Here is a 14,209-nt window from a genome sequence, read left to right on the forward strand (position 1 = left end):
TAGCGGCTGCCTCCTGCACCACCACACCATCCATGAGCACGCCCCTGCAACAACCCGGCCTCGAAAGCCTGTCCAAGTCCTTTGAACCCGCTGCGCTGGAAGCCCACTGGGGCCCCGAATGGGAAAAGCGGGGATATGGAGCAGCCGGGCATCGCGGCACGGGCGCACCCCAGGCGGGCGAGCCCGCGTTTTCCATCCAGTTGCCGCCCCCCAACGTGACGGGCACGCTGCACATGGGCCATGCGTTCAACCAGACGATCATGGACAGCCTTACGCGCTACCACCGCATGAAGGGTTTCAACACCGTCTGGGTGCCCGGCACCGACCACGCGGGCATCGCCACGCAGATCGTGGTGGAGCGCCAGTTGCAGGAACTTGGCATCAGCCGCTACGACATGGGCCCCACCCCGCCCGAAGCGCGCAAGAACTTTGTGAGCAAGGTGTGGGAGTGGAAGGAAAAGTCCGGCAACACCATCACCACACAAATGCGCCGCATGGGCGACAGCGTGGACTGGAGCCGTGAATACTTCACCATGGACGACAAGCTCTCCAAGGTGGTCACCGACACCTTCGTGAAGCTGTACGAGCAGGGCCTGATCTACCGCGGCAAGCGCCTGGTGAACTGGGACCCGAAGCTGCAGTCCGCCGTGTCGGACCTGGAAGTCGAGAGCGAAGAGAAAGACGGCTCGCTGTGGCACATCGCTTACCCGCTGGCCGATGGATCGGGCAGCCTGACGGTGGCTACCACCCGGCCTGAGACCATGCTGGGCGACGTGGCGCTGATGGTGCACCCTGAAGACGCACGCTACACGCACCTGATCGGCAAAATGGTGAACCTGCCCCTGTGCGACCGCCAGATCCCGGTGATCGCCGACGAGTACGTGGACAAGGAATTCGGCACGGGCGTGGTCAAGGTCACTCCCGCGCACGACCAGAACGACTACGCCGTAGGCCAGCGCCACAAGCTGCCCATGATCGTGGTGCTGACGCTGCAAGCCACCATCAACGAGAACGCGCCGCCCAAGTACCAGGGCATGGACCGCTTCGTGGCCCGCAAGGCCGTTGTGGCCGACCTCGAAGCCATCGGCGCGCTGGTCGAGGTAAAGAAGCACAAGCTGATGGTGCCGATCTGCACCCGCACCGGCCAGGTAATCGAGCCCATGCTGACCGACCAATGGTTCGTGGCGATGAGCAAGGTCGGCGAAGGCGACGCCACCGGCAAGAGCATTGCGCAAAAAGCCATCGATGCCGTGGCAAGCGGCGAGGTGACCTTTGTGCCCGAGAACTGGGTGAACACCTACAACCAGTGGATGAACAACATCCAGGACTGGTGCATCAGCCGCCAGCTGTGGTGGGGCCACCAGATTCCCGCGTGGTACGACGAAGACGGCAACGTGATCGTGGCTCGCACTGAAGCCGAGGCGCAGGCCAAAGCCCCAGGCAAAACGCTGCGCCGCGACGAGGACGTGCTGGACACCTGGTACTCGTCCGCCCTCGTGCCCTTCAGCACCATGGGCTGGCCCGAACAAGGCACCGCCGAAACCGACGACTTCAACCTGTACCTGCCCAGCAGCGTGCTGGTCACGGGCTACGACATCATCTTCTTCTGGGTCGCCCGGATGATCATGATGACCACGCACTTCACGGGCCGCGTGCCGTTCAAGCATGTGTACATCCACGGCCTGGTGCGCGACGCGCAGGGCAAGAAGATGTCCAAGTCCGAAGGCAATGTTCTTGACCCCGTGGACCTGATAGACGGCATTGCGCTGGAGCCGCTGCTCGACAAGCGCACCACCGGCCTGCGCAAGCCCGAGACCGCGCCCACCGTGCGCAAGAACACGCAAAAGGAATTCCCGGAGGGCATTCCTGCCTATGGCGCCGATGCGCTGCGCTTCACGTTCGCAGCACTGGCATCGCTGGGCCGCAGCATCAACTTCGATAGCAAGCGCTGCGAGGGCTACCGCAACTTCTGCAACAAGCTCTGGAACGCCAGTCGCTTTGTGCTGATGAACTGCGAAGGCCAGGACTGCGGCTTGAAAGAGCACACCAAGGCCGACTGCCAGCCCGGCGGCAGCTCCCACGGCTACATGGAGTTCAGCCAGGCGGACCGCTGGATCAGCTCGCTGCTGCAAAAGACCGAGGCCGAAGTCGCCAAGGGCTTTGAGGAATATCGCCTGGACAACGTGGCCAACACGATCTACGACTTTGTCTGGAACGAGTACTGCGACTGGTACCTGGAGATCGCCAAGGTGCAGATCCAGAACGGCACCGAGGCCGAGCAGCGCGCCACACGCCGCACGCTCATCCGCACTTTGGAAGCCATCCTGCGCCTGGCGCACCCCATCATCCCGTTCATCACCGAAGCCCTGTGGCAAACGGTGGCGCCCGTGGCAGGCTTGAAGGGTGCGTCGGTCAGCATCGCCCGCTACCCCGAGGCACAGCCCGAGAAGATCGACGACGCCGCGATCGCCCACATGGGCCGTGTGAAGGGCATCGTGGACGCCTGCCGGGCACTGCGTGGCGAGATGAATGTCTCGCCCTCTACCCGCCTGCCCATGTACGTGGTGGGCGACACCGACTTCATGCGCGGCGTGGCCCCCGTGCTGCAGGCCCTGGCCAAGCTCAGCGAGGTCAAGGTGTTTGACGACGAGGCTGCCTGGGCTGCCGCCGCGCAGGCCGCCCCCGTGGCCGTGGTGGGTGACGCCCGCATGTGCCTGTACATGGAGATTGACGTGGCGGCCGAAAAGGCCCGCCTGTCCAAAGAAATCGCCCGCATCGACGGCGAGATCACCAAGGCCAACAACAAGCTCTCCAACGAAGCCTTTGTGGCCAAGGCACCTGCCGCCGTGATCGATCAGGAGAAAAAACGCATCGCCGATTTCGGCGTGACGCTGGGCAGATTGCGCGATCAGCTGACACGCCTGGGCTGATAACCACGCAATACTGGCCTACGCACGAAGCATGGGGCCCGCCCGCCGCGGGTCCCATTTCATCCGATACGCCTGAAGGAAACCCATGACTGTTGCCACCACCGTCCGCAAAGCCGTTTTCCCCGTCGCCGGCCTGGGCACACGTTTTCTGCCCGCCACCAAGGCGTCACCCAAAGAGATGTTGCCCGTGGTGGACAAACCACTGATCCAGTACGCCGTGGAAGAAGCCTATGCCGCCGGCATCCGCCACATGATTTTTGTGACGGGCCGCAGCAAACGCGCCATCGAAGACCATTTCGACACCGCCTACGAACTGGAGGCCGAGCTGGAGGCCGCAGGCAAACAGGAGCTGCTGGCGCTGGTGCGCTCCATCCAGCCCGACGACATGGACTGCGCCTTTGTGCGCCAGCCGCGTTCGCTGGGCCTGGGCCACGCGGTGCTGTGCGCCGAACCCCTGGTGGGCCGCGAGCCCTTTGCCGTGCTGCTGGCCGACGATCTGATGGTGGGCCCCCCAGGCGGGCAACCCGTGCTGGCGCAGATGGTGACCGCCTTCCGCCAACAAGGCCGCTCGGTGATTGCCGTGCAGGAGGTACCGGAAGACCAGGTGCACAAGTACGGCATCGTGGCCGGCGAGCCTGCCGGTGGCCCGCTGATCCGCATTGAACGCATTGTTGAAAAACCCAAGGCCGACGTGGCGCCCTCGCGCATGGGCGTGGCCGGCCGCTACATCCTCACGCCGGGCGTGTTCGACGAGATCCGCAACCAGCCGCGTGGCGTGGGCGGCGAAATCCAGCTCACCGACGGCATCGCCCGCCTGATGAACCACGAAGCCGTGTACGCGTTCCAGTACGAAGGAAAACGCTACGACTGCGGCAGCAAGGAAGGCTTTCTGGAAGCGACGGTGGAACTGGCCTTGCAGCACCCGCAGGTGGGGGCGCACTTTCGCGCGTACCTGAAGGCATTGGCGCTGTAATTCACTGCCCTTCAATCGCTACGTTTTTAATAGCTGCTAGCGCTTACTCAGTAAGCGCTAGCAGCTATTTTTATGACTATCTACGGCGCAGAACGTGAATGAACTCTTCGCCCACCGTCTGCTGCTCTACCAGCTCATTGCCCGTCTGCTTGGCAAACGCCTGAAAGTCGCGCAGTGAGCCACTGTCGGTAGCCACCACCTTGAGCAGCTGACCGCTGGCCATGTCGGACAGCGCCTTTTTGGCCTTGAGGATGGGCAAGGGGCAGTTCAAACCCCGGGTGTCGATTTCTTTGTGAATGTCCATGGTCGTCAATCCTTTGGCGGCGTCGCGGCCGGAGCTTGTTCGTCCAGCCCGCGCCGCCGTTCTGCATTTTCTTCAGCGGTGAAAAACACGGGTTCGTGGCCCCGCGTGCGCAGCCAGTCGGCCAGCGCATAACCCGTACCTGCGGGCCAGCATTTGAGGTCGGGCAGATCGTAGAGCCGGTAGTCCACCAGCTCGGGCGACAAACGCACCTGCCCCGAGGCCACCACATGGTAGGCAATGATGACCTGGTTCATGCGCAGAAACTCATACGCGCCCACCAGGGTGGTCGATTGCACATCGAGGTTGGTCTCTTCCTTCACCTCGCGTGCAATGCCTTCCTGGGGCGATTCCCCGGCCTCCATGAAGCCGGTGATCAGCGCGAACATCTTGCCCGGCCAGGCCGCATTGCGTGCCAGCAGCACCTGGCCATTGATCTCCACAATCGCAGCCAATACCGGCGTGGGGTTGTTCCAGTGGGTCCAGCCGCAGGCGGGGCAGCGCAGCCGCTCTTTATCGCCCCCGTCCTCTGCCAACGTGATGGGTTGCAGCACGGTTCCACAGTGGGTGCAATGTCGGGCTTCGTAATGCATAAACTATTATTTTGATAGCTGCTAGCGCTTATGTATCAAGCGCTAGCGGCCATTTTTATCAAAAATGGGCGCCGCATGCGCTCAAGGCGTCACAACGTTTCCCATCCCATCGCGTCCCATCGCGTGGCGCTCACCGCATCACGCGGGGAACACGCCCGTAGAGAGATACCGGTCGCCCCGGTCACACACGATGAACACGATGGTGGCGTTGCTGTCGCGCGCGGCAATCTGCTGTGCCACCCAGCAAGCCCCAGCGGCCGAGATGCCGGCAAAAATGCCCTCTTCACGCGCCAGGCGGCGGCACATCTCTTCAGCGTTATCCTGGCTCACCGACACCATCTCGTCGACCATGCTCGCATCGTAGATCTTGGGCAAATACTCTTGCGGCCATTTGCGAATACCCGGGATACGCGAGCCCGCCTCCGGCTCTGCGCCAATGATCCGGATAGCCGGGTTCTTTTCTTTCAAGAACCGGGACACGCCCGTGATGGTGCCGGTGGTCCCCATGGCGCTCACGAAATGGGTGATCTGCCCGCCGGTCTGCTCCCAGATCTCAGGCCCCGTGGTTTCGTAGTGGATGCGGGGGTTGTCCTGGTTGGCGAACTGATCGAGCACCTTGCCTTCGCCGCGCTTTTGCATGGCCTCGGCCAGATCGCGCGCATGCTCCATGCCACCACTTTTGGGCGTGAGCACCAGCTCGGCCCCAAAGGCCTTCATGGTCTGCGCCCGCTCGATGGACAAATCCTCCGGCATCACCAGCACCATGCGGTAGCCCTTGATGGCCGCCGCCATGGCCAGCGCAATCCCCGTGTTGCCCGACGTGGCCTCGATCAGCGTGTCGCCAGGGCGGATATCGCCACGCTCTTCAGCACGGCGAATCATTGACAGCGCGGGCCGGTCTTTCACAGACCCCGCAGGGTTGTTGCCCTCCAGCTTGCCAAGTACCACATTGCCACGCGCCCCGTTGCCCTCAGCCCCAATGCGCTGCAACACCACCAGTGGCGTGTTGCCCACTGCATCTTCAATCGTCGGATATTTCATGCTCCCTACTGTGCCATAATTTGGGTCTTCACGAATTCCCGCCCGGGTGGTGAAATTGGTAGACGCAGGGGACTCAAAATCCCCCGCCGCAAGGCGTGCCGGTTCGATTCCGGCCTCGGGCACCACAGATAAGGCCGCACAGTTCCTAGAACGTGCGGCCTTTTTCTTTTCCCCTATGAGAAGTGGCTTTGACTAGTGCACAGACGTGCGCCGAAGTGTGCCGGAATCCGGGGGTATGCGGGGGTACATTTGGGGGTGTATTTCCAAAAAGTGGGGGTACATGCCCCAGCCGGGGGGTACAAAAAGCGGCCTGGCGCTGCCCGACCGGCGCCAGCTCGCAGGCTCGCCACGCATCAACACCGCCACGCCGCCAGGAGGTACCCCCTCCCCCCAAAACCTGCGCGCACAAAAATTTGTCTAGACGGTCGGTTTCCGGCTTGTGCGTCTCAGACTTTTTAGCCCCCCTACCCACCAAGGACGGCCGGTTACCCCCCCTCCCCCGGATTTCCCGACTGCGCGCGCGTGATTAAGCAATCGGTTTCCACCTGTCGCATCAGGAACTTCTAGGCCCTCCCTCCCCCTTGTCAGCGAGTCCCAGCCGCGCCATTTTTCGCCCGCAAATGTGCATCGACCCTCGCGCGTTCGCCACCATTCCTTCGCCCTCTTGCATTTTTGCGTGGGAACAGTGGGAACAGTGGGAACACCGCATAAACAGGGGCTTCCCGCGTTCCCACTCAGCTTTTTACCGGTGGGAACAGTGGGAACAAAAGCCGTGGAAATGGCCGTTTTCTGCACATTTCCGGGCATCAAAGCCCACGATCAGGGAAAAACTCAGAGCCCCGAACGTTCAACACGGTAAAAACGCCGATGCACCTTTTGGTGCATGTTTGCAATTTGCAGCGCGGAAGGGATTCATGCCCCGCCCCCACGCGGGCGGCCCGACTGGCCATTTCCTGGCACGCACGCACAATGGCCCGTGCACACGTATGCATGCACGGGCCTGGCCAGTTGGTGGAGGTGGCGCCCTACACGTCCAAGGCGAACAGCGCCGGGGGTATGTGATAGCAGCGTGAGAGCCCCAGGCCGGGCAGGCGCTGCCTAGTGTCGAACGACCGGCCTGCGCCTGGCATTAGAGCCCCATGCGCCAGAAGGACGCTGGCCACGGCCTGATAGTCAAAGCCCTGGCACACCTCGGCGCGGAACACCTCGGGCAGCAAGAAGTATTCAACGCTGACCGCCTCACCGTCGACCGGGGCCATGCGCTCCCCATACTCCCGCTGGTGCTCTGCATCGCTCTTGATGGGCTTGCCGTCCTGGTCAACCATGCGACGAAAGCCCGCACGCTGCAGCGTCTTAGCATTGTGGTCATCAGATGCACGGTGCCACCACGTGAAGCGGCCTTCACCGTGCGCCTCCAGGAACCGGCGCACGGCTCGCAGCATGGCTGTTACCTCACCGTTGCCAGCCCCACCACGCGCAGCCAGCCAGGCGTCAAAGCACGCGCGTGCACCGCGTGCGCTCTCGCCCGCTGGCCAGCCCGTAAGCCCCGCTTCTGTGGCCAGCTCACCAGCTACACCCACCAGCGCAAAGCGGGCGCCCACGCGCTCCACCTGACCCGATGCACCATCAGGCACCCACTCACGCGTAAGAGCCTGCACAGCCGTGCGCAGGCGCTTGCCCAATCCCTCGGCATTCGAGCATGCCCATTCGATAAATGCGCGGCCTGGTGCGCCGTGGCACGCTTGCGCCTCACGGGTCAGATAGCTGGAGAACGCAGCCCCGCCCGCGAAGTCGTGCAGGTTCTCGAAAGCCCCCAGCCCTGCGCCTGCATCGGCCGGAATGTCCGCCATGCGCACCTCTTGCCCTGTGCGCGTGCGCTTCATGCCTTCGGCCATGTGGTCAGCAAGCCCCAGCTCACCAGCGCTGAGGAACAGCAGGCGCCAAGACAGCCGGGCACGTGGCGCACCGTTGCGGGTGGCGCGGGCCTTGCTCTGTTCATTGGCCAGCATGTAGGCGCATTCCCCGGCGACCTTGCCTTCCACCTGCGCCAGCTCATCGAGGATCAACAACGAATCACAGTGCTGCGCGGCGATGGCTTCGAGCGCGTTGTCTGTGGTGCGCCAGCGCTGCATGTAGCTGGCGCCACCGTACACGCTGGCAGCCAGGCGCAGGGCCGTGGTCTTGCCGCTGCTGCTGTCGCCCCGGATATGAAAGCCCCCGCTCTCCATGCCTGCAGGGCGCAACAGCGGCCCGGCAAAGGCGCTGGCTACCGCAAACACCAGCCGGGAATTGCCCACGCACAGAGCGCCAATGCGATCACGCCAGGCGGCTGCGTCGTGCTTCACGCGGAAGGTGTTCTCCATCTGGCTTTCACTCTGGAACACGATGCGCTCGGCATCGTCGCCGATGGTTTCATGGGGCAGCACGAAGGCGCGGCCGTGCCAGCCGATGCGGTCGGTGCAGCTTGCAAACTCGCCCGGCTGGCGGGTCTGGATGTACTGAGTCAGCAGGTTGCGGGCCGCAGGCGATGGGGCGATGCGCAGCCCCATGTTCAGCAGCGCGGCGCGGTATTCACCCCCATCACCCGACAGCATGCGGGCGGGCATGGCCCATTGCTTGGGCTTGCCCAGCGGGTCGGCAAAGGCCAGCAGGTAGCCCCAGCCTGCGCCGTCCTGGTCGCGTGTCAGGGCCTGCACATCCAAGCGACTGCACACCCACTGCGGGGCCTTGGGTTGCCCGTCTTTGTCGACTCCGGCATGGAACACGCCCGCATCACTGACGCTGAAGGGATCGAAGGGCCGGGCGTCGTCTTGGGGCTCATGGCCGCCAGCGTGGCCACCGTGCCCACCACCGGCCCCGTGGGGCTCGCGTGGTGTGCGTGTGGTGGCTTTGCCTGCCTTGGTGTTTTGCGCAGCTTGCTGGGCGCGTTCGGCCTGCTCTGCCTGGTGGCCCGCAATGGCGGCGTCTACGCAGGCGCCCACGGCCTGCAGCTCCTGCGCTTGTTGCATATCGTTGAAGTCGCTGCCGCCATCGGGCAGGCCCTCGGGGAACACCGCCAGGCCGCGCACTGCACGGGCTGCGGCTTCGGCTTTCACGCGGCCGGTGTTGGTGCCGGTGCGGGCCTCGGTGGCTGCATCGTCGTCGCCACACAGGACCAGCAGAGCGGCCCGGTGTTGCTGGCGCAGGGCCTTGGCAACGTGCGCCAGGTTGCCCGCATCAAAGGCCACAGCAACGGGGCGGCCGGTGGCCTGGTGCAGGCTGGCGGCCGTGGCGTAGCCCTCTGCAATCAGCAACACCGAAGCCCCGGCCGGATCACCGCACCAGTGCCAAAGCCCCGACTTGCGCCCGCCCTTCAAAAACAGTTTGTCGGTGCCATCGGCCGGGCGCTCGGGGGCTATGCGTTGCAGGTTCCACAGATCCCCGGCCGCATCGCGCAGCGGCACCAGCAAACAGCCATCGGGCGCAAAGCGCACGCCATGGGCCTGCACTCCTTTGCGGGCCAGGTAGGGGCTGGCGCCGGTGTCACTGGCTGCATCCCACTGCGCCGCCGCGTCAAGCGCTGCGGCCGCGTGTGCGGCCTGCTGGCGGGCCTGTTCTGCCTGGTGGCGCTCTACCCTCTCGCGCTCACGCTGCGCCAGCACCTCGGGGCTCGGTGCGGCCGGGGCTTCGCTGGCTTTGGGCAGCACAAAGCCGTGTTCTTTGGCCAGGTGCAACAGCGTGCCAATGCCCACCCCGCCGCCCGCCTTGATGCTGCGCCAGGTGCTGCGTGTGGCGCGTGGGTCGTGTCCTTCTGCGGTGGCGCTCCACGCTTCAAACAGGTCTTGACCGGTGGCGTCTGGAAACTCGCTTTTGATGGCCATACCCACCCGCGCCCAATCCTCACGTGCCAGGCTGGCGGGGATGTGCGCCAGGGCTGCGCGGATCAGGTCGGGGGTGATATGGGTTGTCATGCGTCAGTTGTGTTTGCTGGTGCGCTGGCGGGCACACGAGCCCCGGCAAAGCGCTCGGCAAGATAGGCAAGCGCACTGGCATGCATGTGCGCAGCAATGAGGGCGGGGCGTGCCTCATCTGCAACCTCATGCGCCAGGTTCATGACCGAATCAATGGCATCCGAAAGCGCACGGTCTGCAAAGTCCGAAGCTCGAAAGCAGCGCTCCACGTCTGAGGCGGTCAAGGCTTCCCACTTGTGGGGCGTAAAGTCCAGTTCATCCGCATTCATGGCGCGGCCCTCCACGGTGCGGGCGTTCATTGCTGCACCTCTGCACCCGTGGCGCTTGCGGCTGCAATGCGGTCTTGCACCCACTGCAACACGGCCGCCTCGGACCACGCTACATGCCGGGCAGACAGGCGCACAGGTTTTGGGAAACTGCCGTTTGCGATCATTTGATAGACGGTTGACTTTTTGCAGCCAGTTGTGCTTTCAACATCGGGCAGGCGGATCAGACGATCACGGGGAACGACTGGGCGAGATTGGTGAACTACTTGCATTGCGGTGGTTTCTTTCCATCGAAGTCCCCGCATGGCCAGGACGGCACGGCGGGCTTGGATGGATTGCAAACCGGCAAAACTTGCCGGGCAAAGTAGAGTGTTTGCCGGGCTGCAAACCCGCATGAATGCTTGCTGTGCCCGGCAAAGGCCCGGCAAAAGGGACTTAACGTTTCACCACCGCAAAGGCATTGGCCGAAATGGGATTGCCTTGGCTATCGCGCCATTGCTTTACTCGCCGCCTAATTTCCCGATCCGGCAACCCCGTTTTCTCAGCCATCAATTGCATGGGTGCTATCTCGCCGTTAAATTTCGTGCGCAGTTCTGCCAGGCGTTGCCCATCCCATTCGGGGGCTATGTCCTTTTGAGCAAGACGCTTGGCGGGCGCAGCGCTGAGCACGGGCGTAAGGGTGGGGTCTTGCACTAGCGACAGCACCACCGCAGCAGGCGCAGCCACTGAGCCCCAACCCCACAGCTCGTGCGCCTTGTCCATGCGTATGGCCAGTGGATCAAGACAGTTGGCCGCGAAGTAATTGCACTCACTCGGGGACGCAGAATCGCCCCAAAGATCGCGCATGTGCGACAGCGCACCAGCAAGGCCGCAGTCCTTCGGGTCGGGATTGGACTCGCGCCCAATGATGATCGGGTGCCAGGCAAAGTCATCACTACTGGTCAGCAAGCGCGCCAATTTGCCATCCGACACCATGTAAAGCCATCCTGCAGCATCGGGCGCCTGCAGCTTCTCACAAACATCATCGACCGCCATACTGCACGGCACCTGTTCGGTGTCCATGAGCCACTGCACAAGATCGGCCAGGCCCACCAGCCGCCCAGCTTTGGACCGGTCAAACGCCATGTGTCCATGCTTGCCCTTCAATGTCCATCCATGGGGATGACCTCGCCCGGCGCGAGCTTGCTGGTGCTATCTGTCATGGTTTTCCTTTTCTGAGTTCGCTTTGCCGGGGCGCCCTACATCAGCCGGTTCTCTGCAAAGCTGAAAGAGCCCCGGCCGCCAACAATGATGTGATCCAGCACCCGCACATCAACAAGCGCTAGTGTTTGTTTGAATGCCTGCGTTAAGGCCTTGTCTGCTGCGCTGGGGGTTAGTGATCCGCTGGGGTGGTTATGTGCCAGAACTACGGCCGCAGCGTTGTGGTGCATCGCTGTTTGAACAACCTCACGGGGGTAAACGCTGGTTTGCGTAAGCGTGCCCGTGAAGTGGCATTCAAAAGCAATCACCCCGTTCTGGCTGTCGAGGTACAACACAGCGAAGCGCTCGCATGGGTCAGCACCAATGTGCAGCGCTATGTAATCCCTTGCAGCATCAGGAGATGCAAGCATGTGGCCAGGCTCACGCAACCGGCTACCCAGAATTGCGAGGGCACGCTCCACGGTGGAACGCTCTCGGGCCTGCAGGCCATAGCGCCAGCTTTGAACGCCATCTGCAACACCGTAGGCGGGAACAGTCTCACGCGCACGCAAACGTGCGGTGCGGGGCTTTGCTGTAGGGGTTGCAGCCATTACTAGCCCCTTCCTTTTGTGGAGCCAATCGACGCGGTGCCACTTGCATCACATGCCAGGTCGAACCCCGTTTGAATGGATGCCGCCAGGGCGCTCGCCGCGTCCAACACATGGGCAATAGCCCACGGTGCATCTGGCTTGTCTCCCTCCCCGATGGAAATAGCAACGTCTGCAACGCTCGCGCCAGCGGCTCCAATGAGAAGGGACAACGTTTGCAATGCATCCGACAGCGGTATGCCCGACTGCACTGCAAACAGCTCAGGAAGGCCGCCCATGCAAAAGGGCTGATGCGCTGTAACTGCCTGCGCAATGGCAAGGCCAGAGGCTGGGGCTTTGGTTGTGGTCGCCATGGCTCAGGCCCTCCCTTGCAGAGCATCCGCACAGGCAAGCAGCTCAACAGCCACGGCCCGCGCTTGCTCGGGCGAAAACTCCAGGTACACGCTCATGCAGTCGCGCAGCATGGACAAATCGACAAGGCGCGTTGATCGTGTGGCGGCGATGCTCAAATGCCCAGCGCCAGGCAGGTTTGCAGACGACTCGCGCACCCGGAGCGATCCGGCCTGATGTTCGCGCGTGGTGAAGGTAATGCCGCTCATGCTGCACCCCCTTGCGTGCTGGGGCTTGTGCACACGTCTGCACTGCCCAGGCTTCGCAGTGCTGCCAGGGCCTGCACTGCCTTGCGGGCTGCGCCTGGCACATTGGCTTGTGGCTGGCGCAGGTAGTGCAACGCCATGGCCAAGGCGTTGTGTGCGTCTGCATACAACTGGATCGGGTCGGGGGCTCCAAGGCGGGCGCCTTGGAGGCTGGTGGGCGCAGCGCTGCGGCTGGCCAGGGTGATGACGGTTGTCATGGCTTCTTGCTCCTATTCGAGACTTGAAACCACCGGCCGCGTTTTCAAGCGCGACAGGTGGGCGGGATGTTGAAAACACGCGAATAGACGTGCGCCAGGTGTTGCCACTCTGACCATCCCGCCCGAAACTTTGAACGCGGCACAGGGCCGTGTTTGCAGAATGCAGACGTGACAAAACCTCACTATCGGGGAGGTTGCGCCGCTATTCGAAAAGGTGTTTTCAAGCACCGACCCCGTTAGGGGCTACCCTGATTATGCATGGCAGTTGGCAACGTTGGCAACTGCGGCAGGGGGCGCCTCTTTCGCCCACGCGCTGCGGGCTGGGTACCCTGCACCAGTAAGGCAGCGCCTTTGACTGCTGCCGCAGCACGCTCACGCTCACGCTCTAAAGCTGCGCGCCGCTCTGCGGCTTGCTCAAGCGCCAGGACATGCAAGCGCTCGTGAAACGCTTGTGCAGGGATCACCCAGCGCCTACCGAACTTCACGCCGGGAAGCTGCCCCGCGTTGAATTGCACGGCTGCGGTATCCGGGTCACATTGGAGCAACTCTGCAACCTGTTCAATGGTCAATATCTCGGCCATGGCGTGCTCACGTCCAGGACTTCCACAGCGCAAGCGCAGAGACTGCCAGCGCCAGCCACGACACCCAAACGGCACGCGCTGCAGCATCTGCCTGTCTTATGGCAGACCCTTCCGGCGTTCGCATGTAGGCTTTGTGCCGCCGCTTTGCCTCGCGCCTGACCCAGCGCACCACTTCTGCATGCTCTTGCGGGTCTGAAAAATCGCCACGCGCCAACATCTGAGTGATGAGTGGCAGCCCCTTACTTGTGTTGCTCAAAGCGATTAAACGCTTTTCCAATTCAGGCTTCATCTATCGCCTTTCAGCATAGGTTTCAAAGTCACGGGTTTTCAATCATCCCCAGCAGGCGGCACCAGATACGCGGCCTGCAGGCGCTGCAAGTCCTGCAGATACCAGTGCCCCGCACGGGGGCTGGGTGGCGCCTGGTGGGCGGCTTGGAGACGGTGCAAGTCCAACAGCAGCCCCAAGTGCTGCGGCACCCATCCGGGTATCTCCACTCCCTCATTGCGCCAGCGGCTGGGGGTGTTGCGATGCAACCCAGTAGCCCGGCAAAACTCGCTTACCTTCCAGCCCAGCGCCTCAAGCGCAGCATCGAATTCATCAAGCGTCATACGTTAGTGCCCTTCCTAAAATTGCAATTGTGGCATGAACTCCCGATAGTGTGCAAAATATATGCATAGCGCACACTATTTAACATAACGCCCGTCGTATCTACTGTGCATTGTGGATAACTTTCGCACATTATCGGGAAACATAGCATCCATGCGGGTTTGCGGCCGGTGCCCATTTGCCTATTTTTTGCGCACGATAGATGGAAAAGTTATCCACAGCGATACGACGCCACCACCCCTAGGGTCGCCCGCATCTGCGCATGCGGCAACATTTGGGAATGATTCTCAATAAGTAAATTTGCCACGTCATCGGCTAGTAAATGCA

Annotated in this window: 15 protein-coding genes and 1 tRNA gene; 3 read left to right on the forward strand and 13 right to left on the reverse strand. The window is 62.6% G+C overall.

From position 1 onward, the window contains the following. The first annotated feature begins 32 nt into the window (after positions 1-32). Together KI609_RS17125 and galU are read left to right on the forward strand one after the other, a co-directional pair. Positions 33-2,930: a valine--tRNA ligase gene (locus KI609_RS17125; protein ID WP_226444763.1), complete on the forward strand. Its 2,898-nt coding sequence runs from the start codon at positions 33-35 to the stop codon at positions 2,928-2,930. 85 nt (positions 2,931-3,015) lie between these two features. Continuing rightward, the gene (galU, locus tag KI609_RS17130; protein WP_226444764.1) at positions 3,016-3,903 is read left to right on the forward strand and encodes a UTP--glucose-1-phosphate uridylyltransferase GalU; all 888 of its coding nucleotides are present in this window, start codon (positions 3,016-3,018) and stop codon (positions 3,901-3,903) included. A gap of 76 nt (positions 3,904-3,979) precedes the next feature. Here the strand turns inward: galU and KI609_RS17135 are convergent, their stop codons facing one another. The 3 genes from KI609_RS17135 to cysM form a co-directional block, all read right to left on the reverse strand. Then, complete coding sequence (locus KI609_RS17135) at positions 3,980-4,207, reverse strand: sulfurtransferase TusA family protein (RefSeq protein WP_226444765.1); 228 nt, start codon at positions 4,205-4,207, stop codon at positions 3,980-3,982. A 5-nt stretch (positions 4,208-4,212) separates the two neighbouring features. Next, positions 4,213-4,797 (reverse strand): NUDIX domain-containing protein, encoded by a 585-nt coding sequence (locus KI609_RS17140; protein ID WP_226444766.1) that lies wholly within the window; start codon positions 4,795-4,797, stop codon positions 4,213-4,215. 138 nt (positions 4,798-4,935) lie between these two features. Further along, entirely contained in the window at positions 4,936-5,838 is a 903-nt protein-coding gene (gene cysM / locus KI609_RS17145) for a cysteine synthase CysM (protein WP_226444767.1), read from the reverse strand. 40 nt (positions 5,839-5,878) lie between these two features. On the opposite strand from cysM, the gene KI609_RS17150 reads away from it, so the two are divergent. Then, positions 5,879-5,963 (forward strand) — tRNA-Leu (locus KI609_RS17150). A 900-nt stretch (positions 5,964-6,863) separates the two neighbouring features. On the opposite strand, the gene KI609_RS17155 is transcribed toward KI609_RS17150, so the two are convergent. The 10 genes from KI609_RS17155 to KI609_RS17200 all read right to left on the reverse strand — a co-directional run bounded on the left by KI609_RS17155 (position 6,864) and on the right by KI609_RS17200 (position 13,884). Continuing rightward, positions 6,864-9,788 (reverse strand): DUF927 domain-containing protein, encoded by a 2,925-nt coding sequence (locus tag KI609_RS17155; protein ID WP_226444768.1) that lies wholly within the window; start codon positions 9,786-9,788, stop codon positions 6,864-6,866. Beyond that, the gene (locus tag KI609_RS17160) at positions 9,785-10,087 is read right to left on the reverse strand and encodes a hypothetical protein (protein ID WP_226444769.1); all 303 of its coding nucleotides are present in this window, start codon (positions 10,085-10,087) and stop codon (positions 9,785-9,787) included. The genes KI609_RS17155 and KI609_RS17160 overlap by 4 nt, the downstream gene beginning before the upstream one ends. Beyond that, positions 10,084-10,449, reverse strand: a complete 366-nt coding sequence (locus tag KI609_RS23075) for a helix-turn-helix transcriptional regulator (protein ID WP_413463335.1) — start codon at positions 10,447-10,449, stop codon at positions 10,084-10,086. Before KI609_RS23075 ends, KI609_RS17160 begins: the two co-directional genes overlap by 4 nt. Before the next feature lie 40 nt (positions 10,450-10,489). Further along, a complete protein-coding gene (locus KI609_RS17170; protein WP_226444770.1) occupies positions 10,490-11,116 on the reverse strand; it encodes a hypothetical protein in 627 nt (208 codons plus the stop codon). Positions 11,117-11,292: 176 nt separating this feature from the next. Continuing rightward, positions 11,293-11,844, reverse strand: a complete 552-nt coding sequence (locus tag KI609_RS17175) for a JAB domain-containing protein (RefSeq protein ID WP_226444771.1) — start codon at positions 11,842-11,844, stop codon at positions 11,293-11,295. Positions 11,845-12,197: 353 nt separating this feature from the next. After that, positions 12,198-12,440, reverse strand: a complete 243-nt coding sequence (locus tag KI609_RS17180) for a hypothetical protein (RefSeq protein ID WP_226444772.1) — start codon at positions 12,438-12,440, stop codon at positions 12,198-12,200. Further along, complete coding sequence (locus KI609_RS17185; protein WP_226444773.1) at positions 12,437-12,694, reverse strand: hypothetical protein; 258 nt, start codon at positions 12,692-12,694, stop codon at positions 12,437-12,439. The genes KI609_RS17180 and KI609_RS17185 overlap by 4 nt, the downstream gene beginning before the upstream one ends. A 236-nt stretch (positions 12,695-12,930) precedes the next feature. Beyond that, complete coding sequence (locus KI609_RS23080) at positions 12,931-13,362, reverse strand: helix-turn-helix domain-containing protein (RefSeq protein WP_413463336.1); 432 nt, start codon at positions 13,360-13,362, stop codon at positions 12,931-12,933. Continuing rightward, entirely contained in the window at positions 13,283-13,564 is a 282-nt protein-coding gene (locus KI609_RS17195; protein ID WP_226444775.1) for a hypothetical protein, read from the reverse strand. Before KI609_RS17195 ends, KI609_RS23080 begins: the two co-directional genes overlap by 80 nt. Before the next feature lie 38 nt (positions 13,565-13,602). Next, a complete protein-coding gene (locus KI609_RS17200; RefSeq protein WP_226444776.1) occupies positions 13,603-13,884 on the reverse strand; it encodes a hypothetical protein in 282 nt (93 codons plus the stop codon). Positions 13,885-14,209 lie beyond the last annotated feature (325 nt).

The organism is Acidovorax radicis, from assembly GCF_020510705.1.
Taxonomy (GTDB): Bacteria; Pseudomonadota; Gammaproteobacteria; order Burkholderiales; family Burkholderiaceae_C; genus Acidovorax; species Acidovorax radicis_A.

What these genes read in the sequence shown, in the direction of transcription:
- KI609_RS17125 (WP_226444763.1), top strand. Translation starts at nt 33, where the DNA reads ATGAGCACGCCCCTGCAACAACCCGGCCTCGAAAGCCTGTCCAAGTCC.
- galU (WP_226444764.1), top strand. Translation starts at nt 3,016, where the DNA reads ATGACTGTTGCCACCACCGTCCGCAAAGCCGTTTTCCCCGTCGCCGGC.
- KI609_RS17135 (WP_226444765.1), bottom strand. Translation starts at nt 4,207, where the DNA reads ATGGACATTCACAAAGAAATCGACACCCGGGGTTTGAACTGCCCCTTG.
- KI609_RS17140 (WP_226444766.1), bottom strand. Translation starts at nt 4,797, where the DNA reads ATGCATTACGAAGCCCGACATTGCACCCACTGTGGAACCGTGCTGCAA.
- cysM (WP_226444767.1), bottom strand. Translation starts at nt 5,838, where the DNA reads ATGAAATATCCGACGATTGAAGATGCAGTGGGCAACACGCCACTGGTG.
- KI609_RS17155 (WP_226444768.1), bottom strand. Translation starts at nt 9,788, where the DNA reads ATGACAACCCATATCACCCCCGACCTGATCCGCGCAGCCCTGGCGCAC.
- KI609_RS17160 (WP_226444769.1), bottom strand. Translation starts at nt 10,087, where the DNA reads ATGAACGCCCGCACCGTGGAGGGCCGCGCCATGAATGCGGATGAACTG.
- KI609_RS23075 (WP_413463335.1), bottom strand. Translation starts at nt 10,449, where the DNA reads ATGCGGGTTTGCAGCCCGGCAAACACTCTACTTTGCCCGGCAAGTTTT.
- KI609_RS17170 (WP_226444770.1), bottom strand. Translation starts at nt 11,116, where the DNA reads ATGGACACCGAACAGGTGCCGTGCAGTATGGCGGTCGATGATGTTTGT.
- KI609_RS17175 (WP_226444771.1), bottom strand. Translation starts at nt 11,844, where the DNA reads ATGGCTGCAACCCCTACAGCAAAGCCCCGCACCGCACGTTTGCGTGCG.
- KI609_RS17180 (WP_226444772.1), bottom strand. Translation starts at nt 12,440, where the DNA reads ATGAGCGGCATTACCTTCACCACGCGCGAACATCAGGCCGGATCGCTC.
- KI609_RS17185 (WP_226444773.1), bottom strand. Translation starts at nt 12,694, where the DNA reads ATGACAACCGTCATCACCCTGGCCAGCCGCAGCGCTGCGCCCACCAGC.
- KI609_RS23080 (WP_413463336.1), bottom strand. Translation starts at nt 13,362, where the DNA reads ATGCTGCAGCGCGTGCCGTTTGGGTGTCGTGGCTGGCGCTGGCAGTCT.
- KI609_RS17195 (WP_226444775.1), bottom strand. Translation starts at nt 13,564, where the DNA reads ATGAAGCCTGAATTGGAAAAGCGTTTAATCGCTTTGAGCAACACAAGT.
- KI609_RS17200 (WP_226444776.1), bottom strand. Translation starts at nt 13,884, where the DNA reads ATGACGCTTGATGAATTCGATGCTGCGCTTGAGGCGCTGGGCTGGAAG.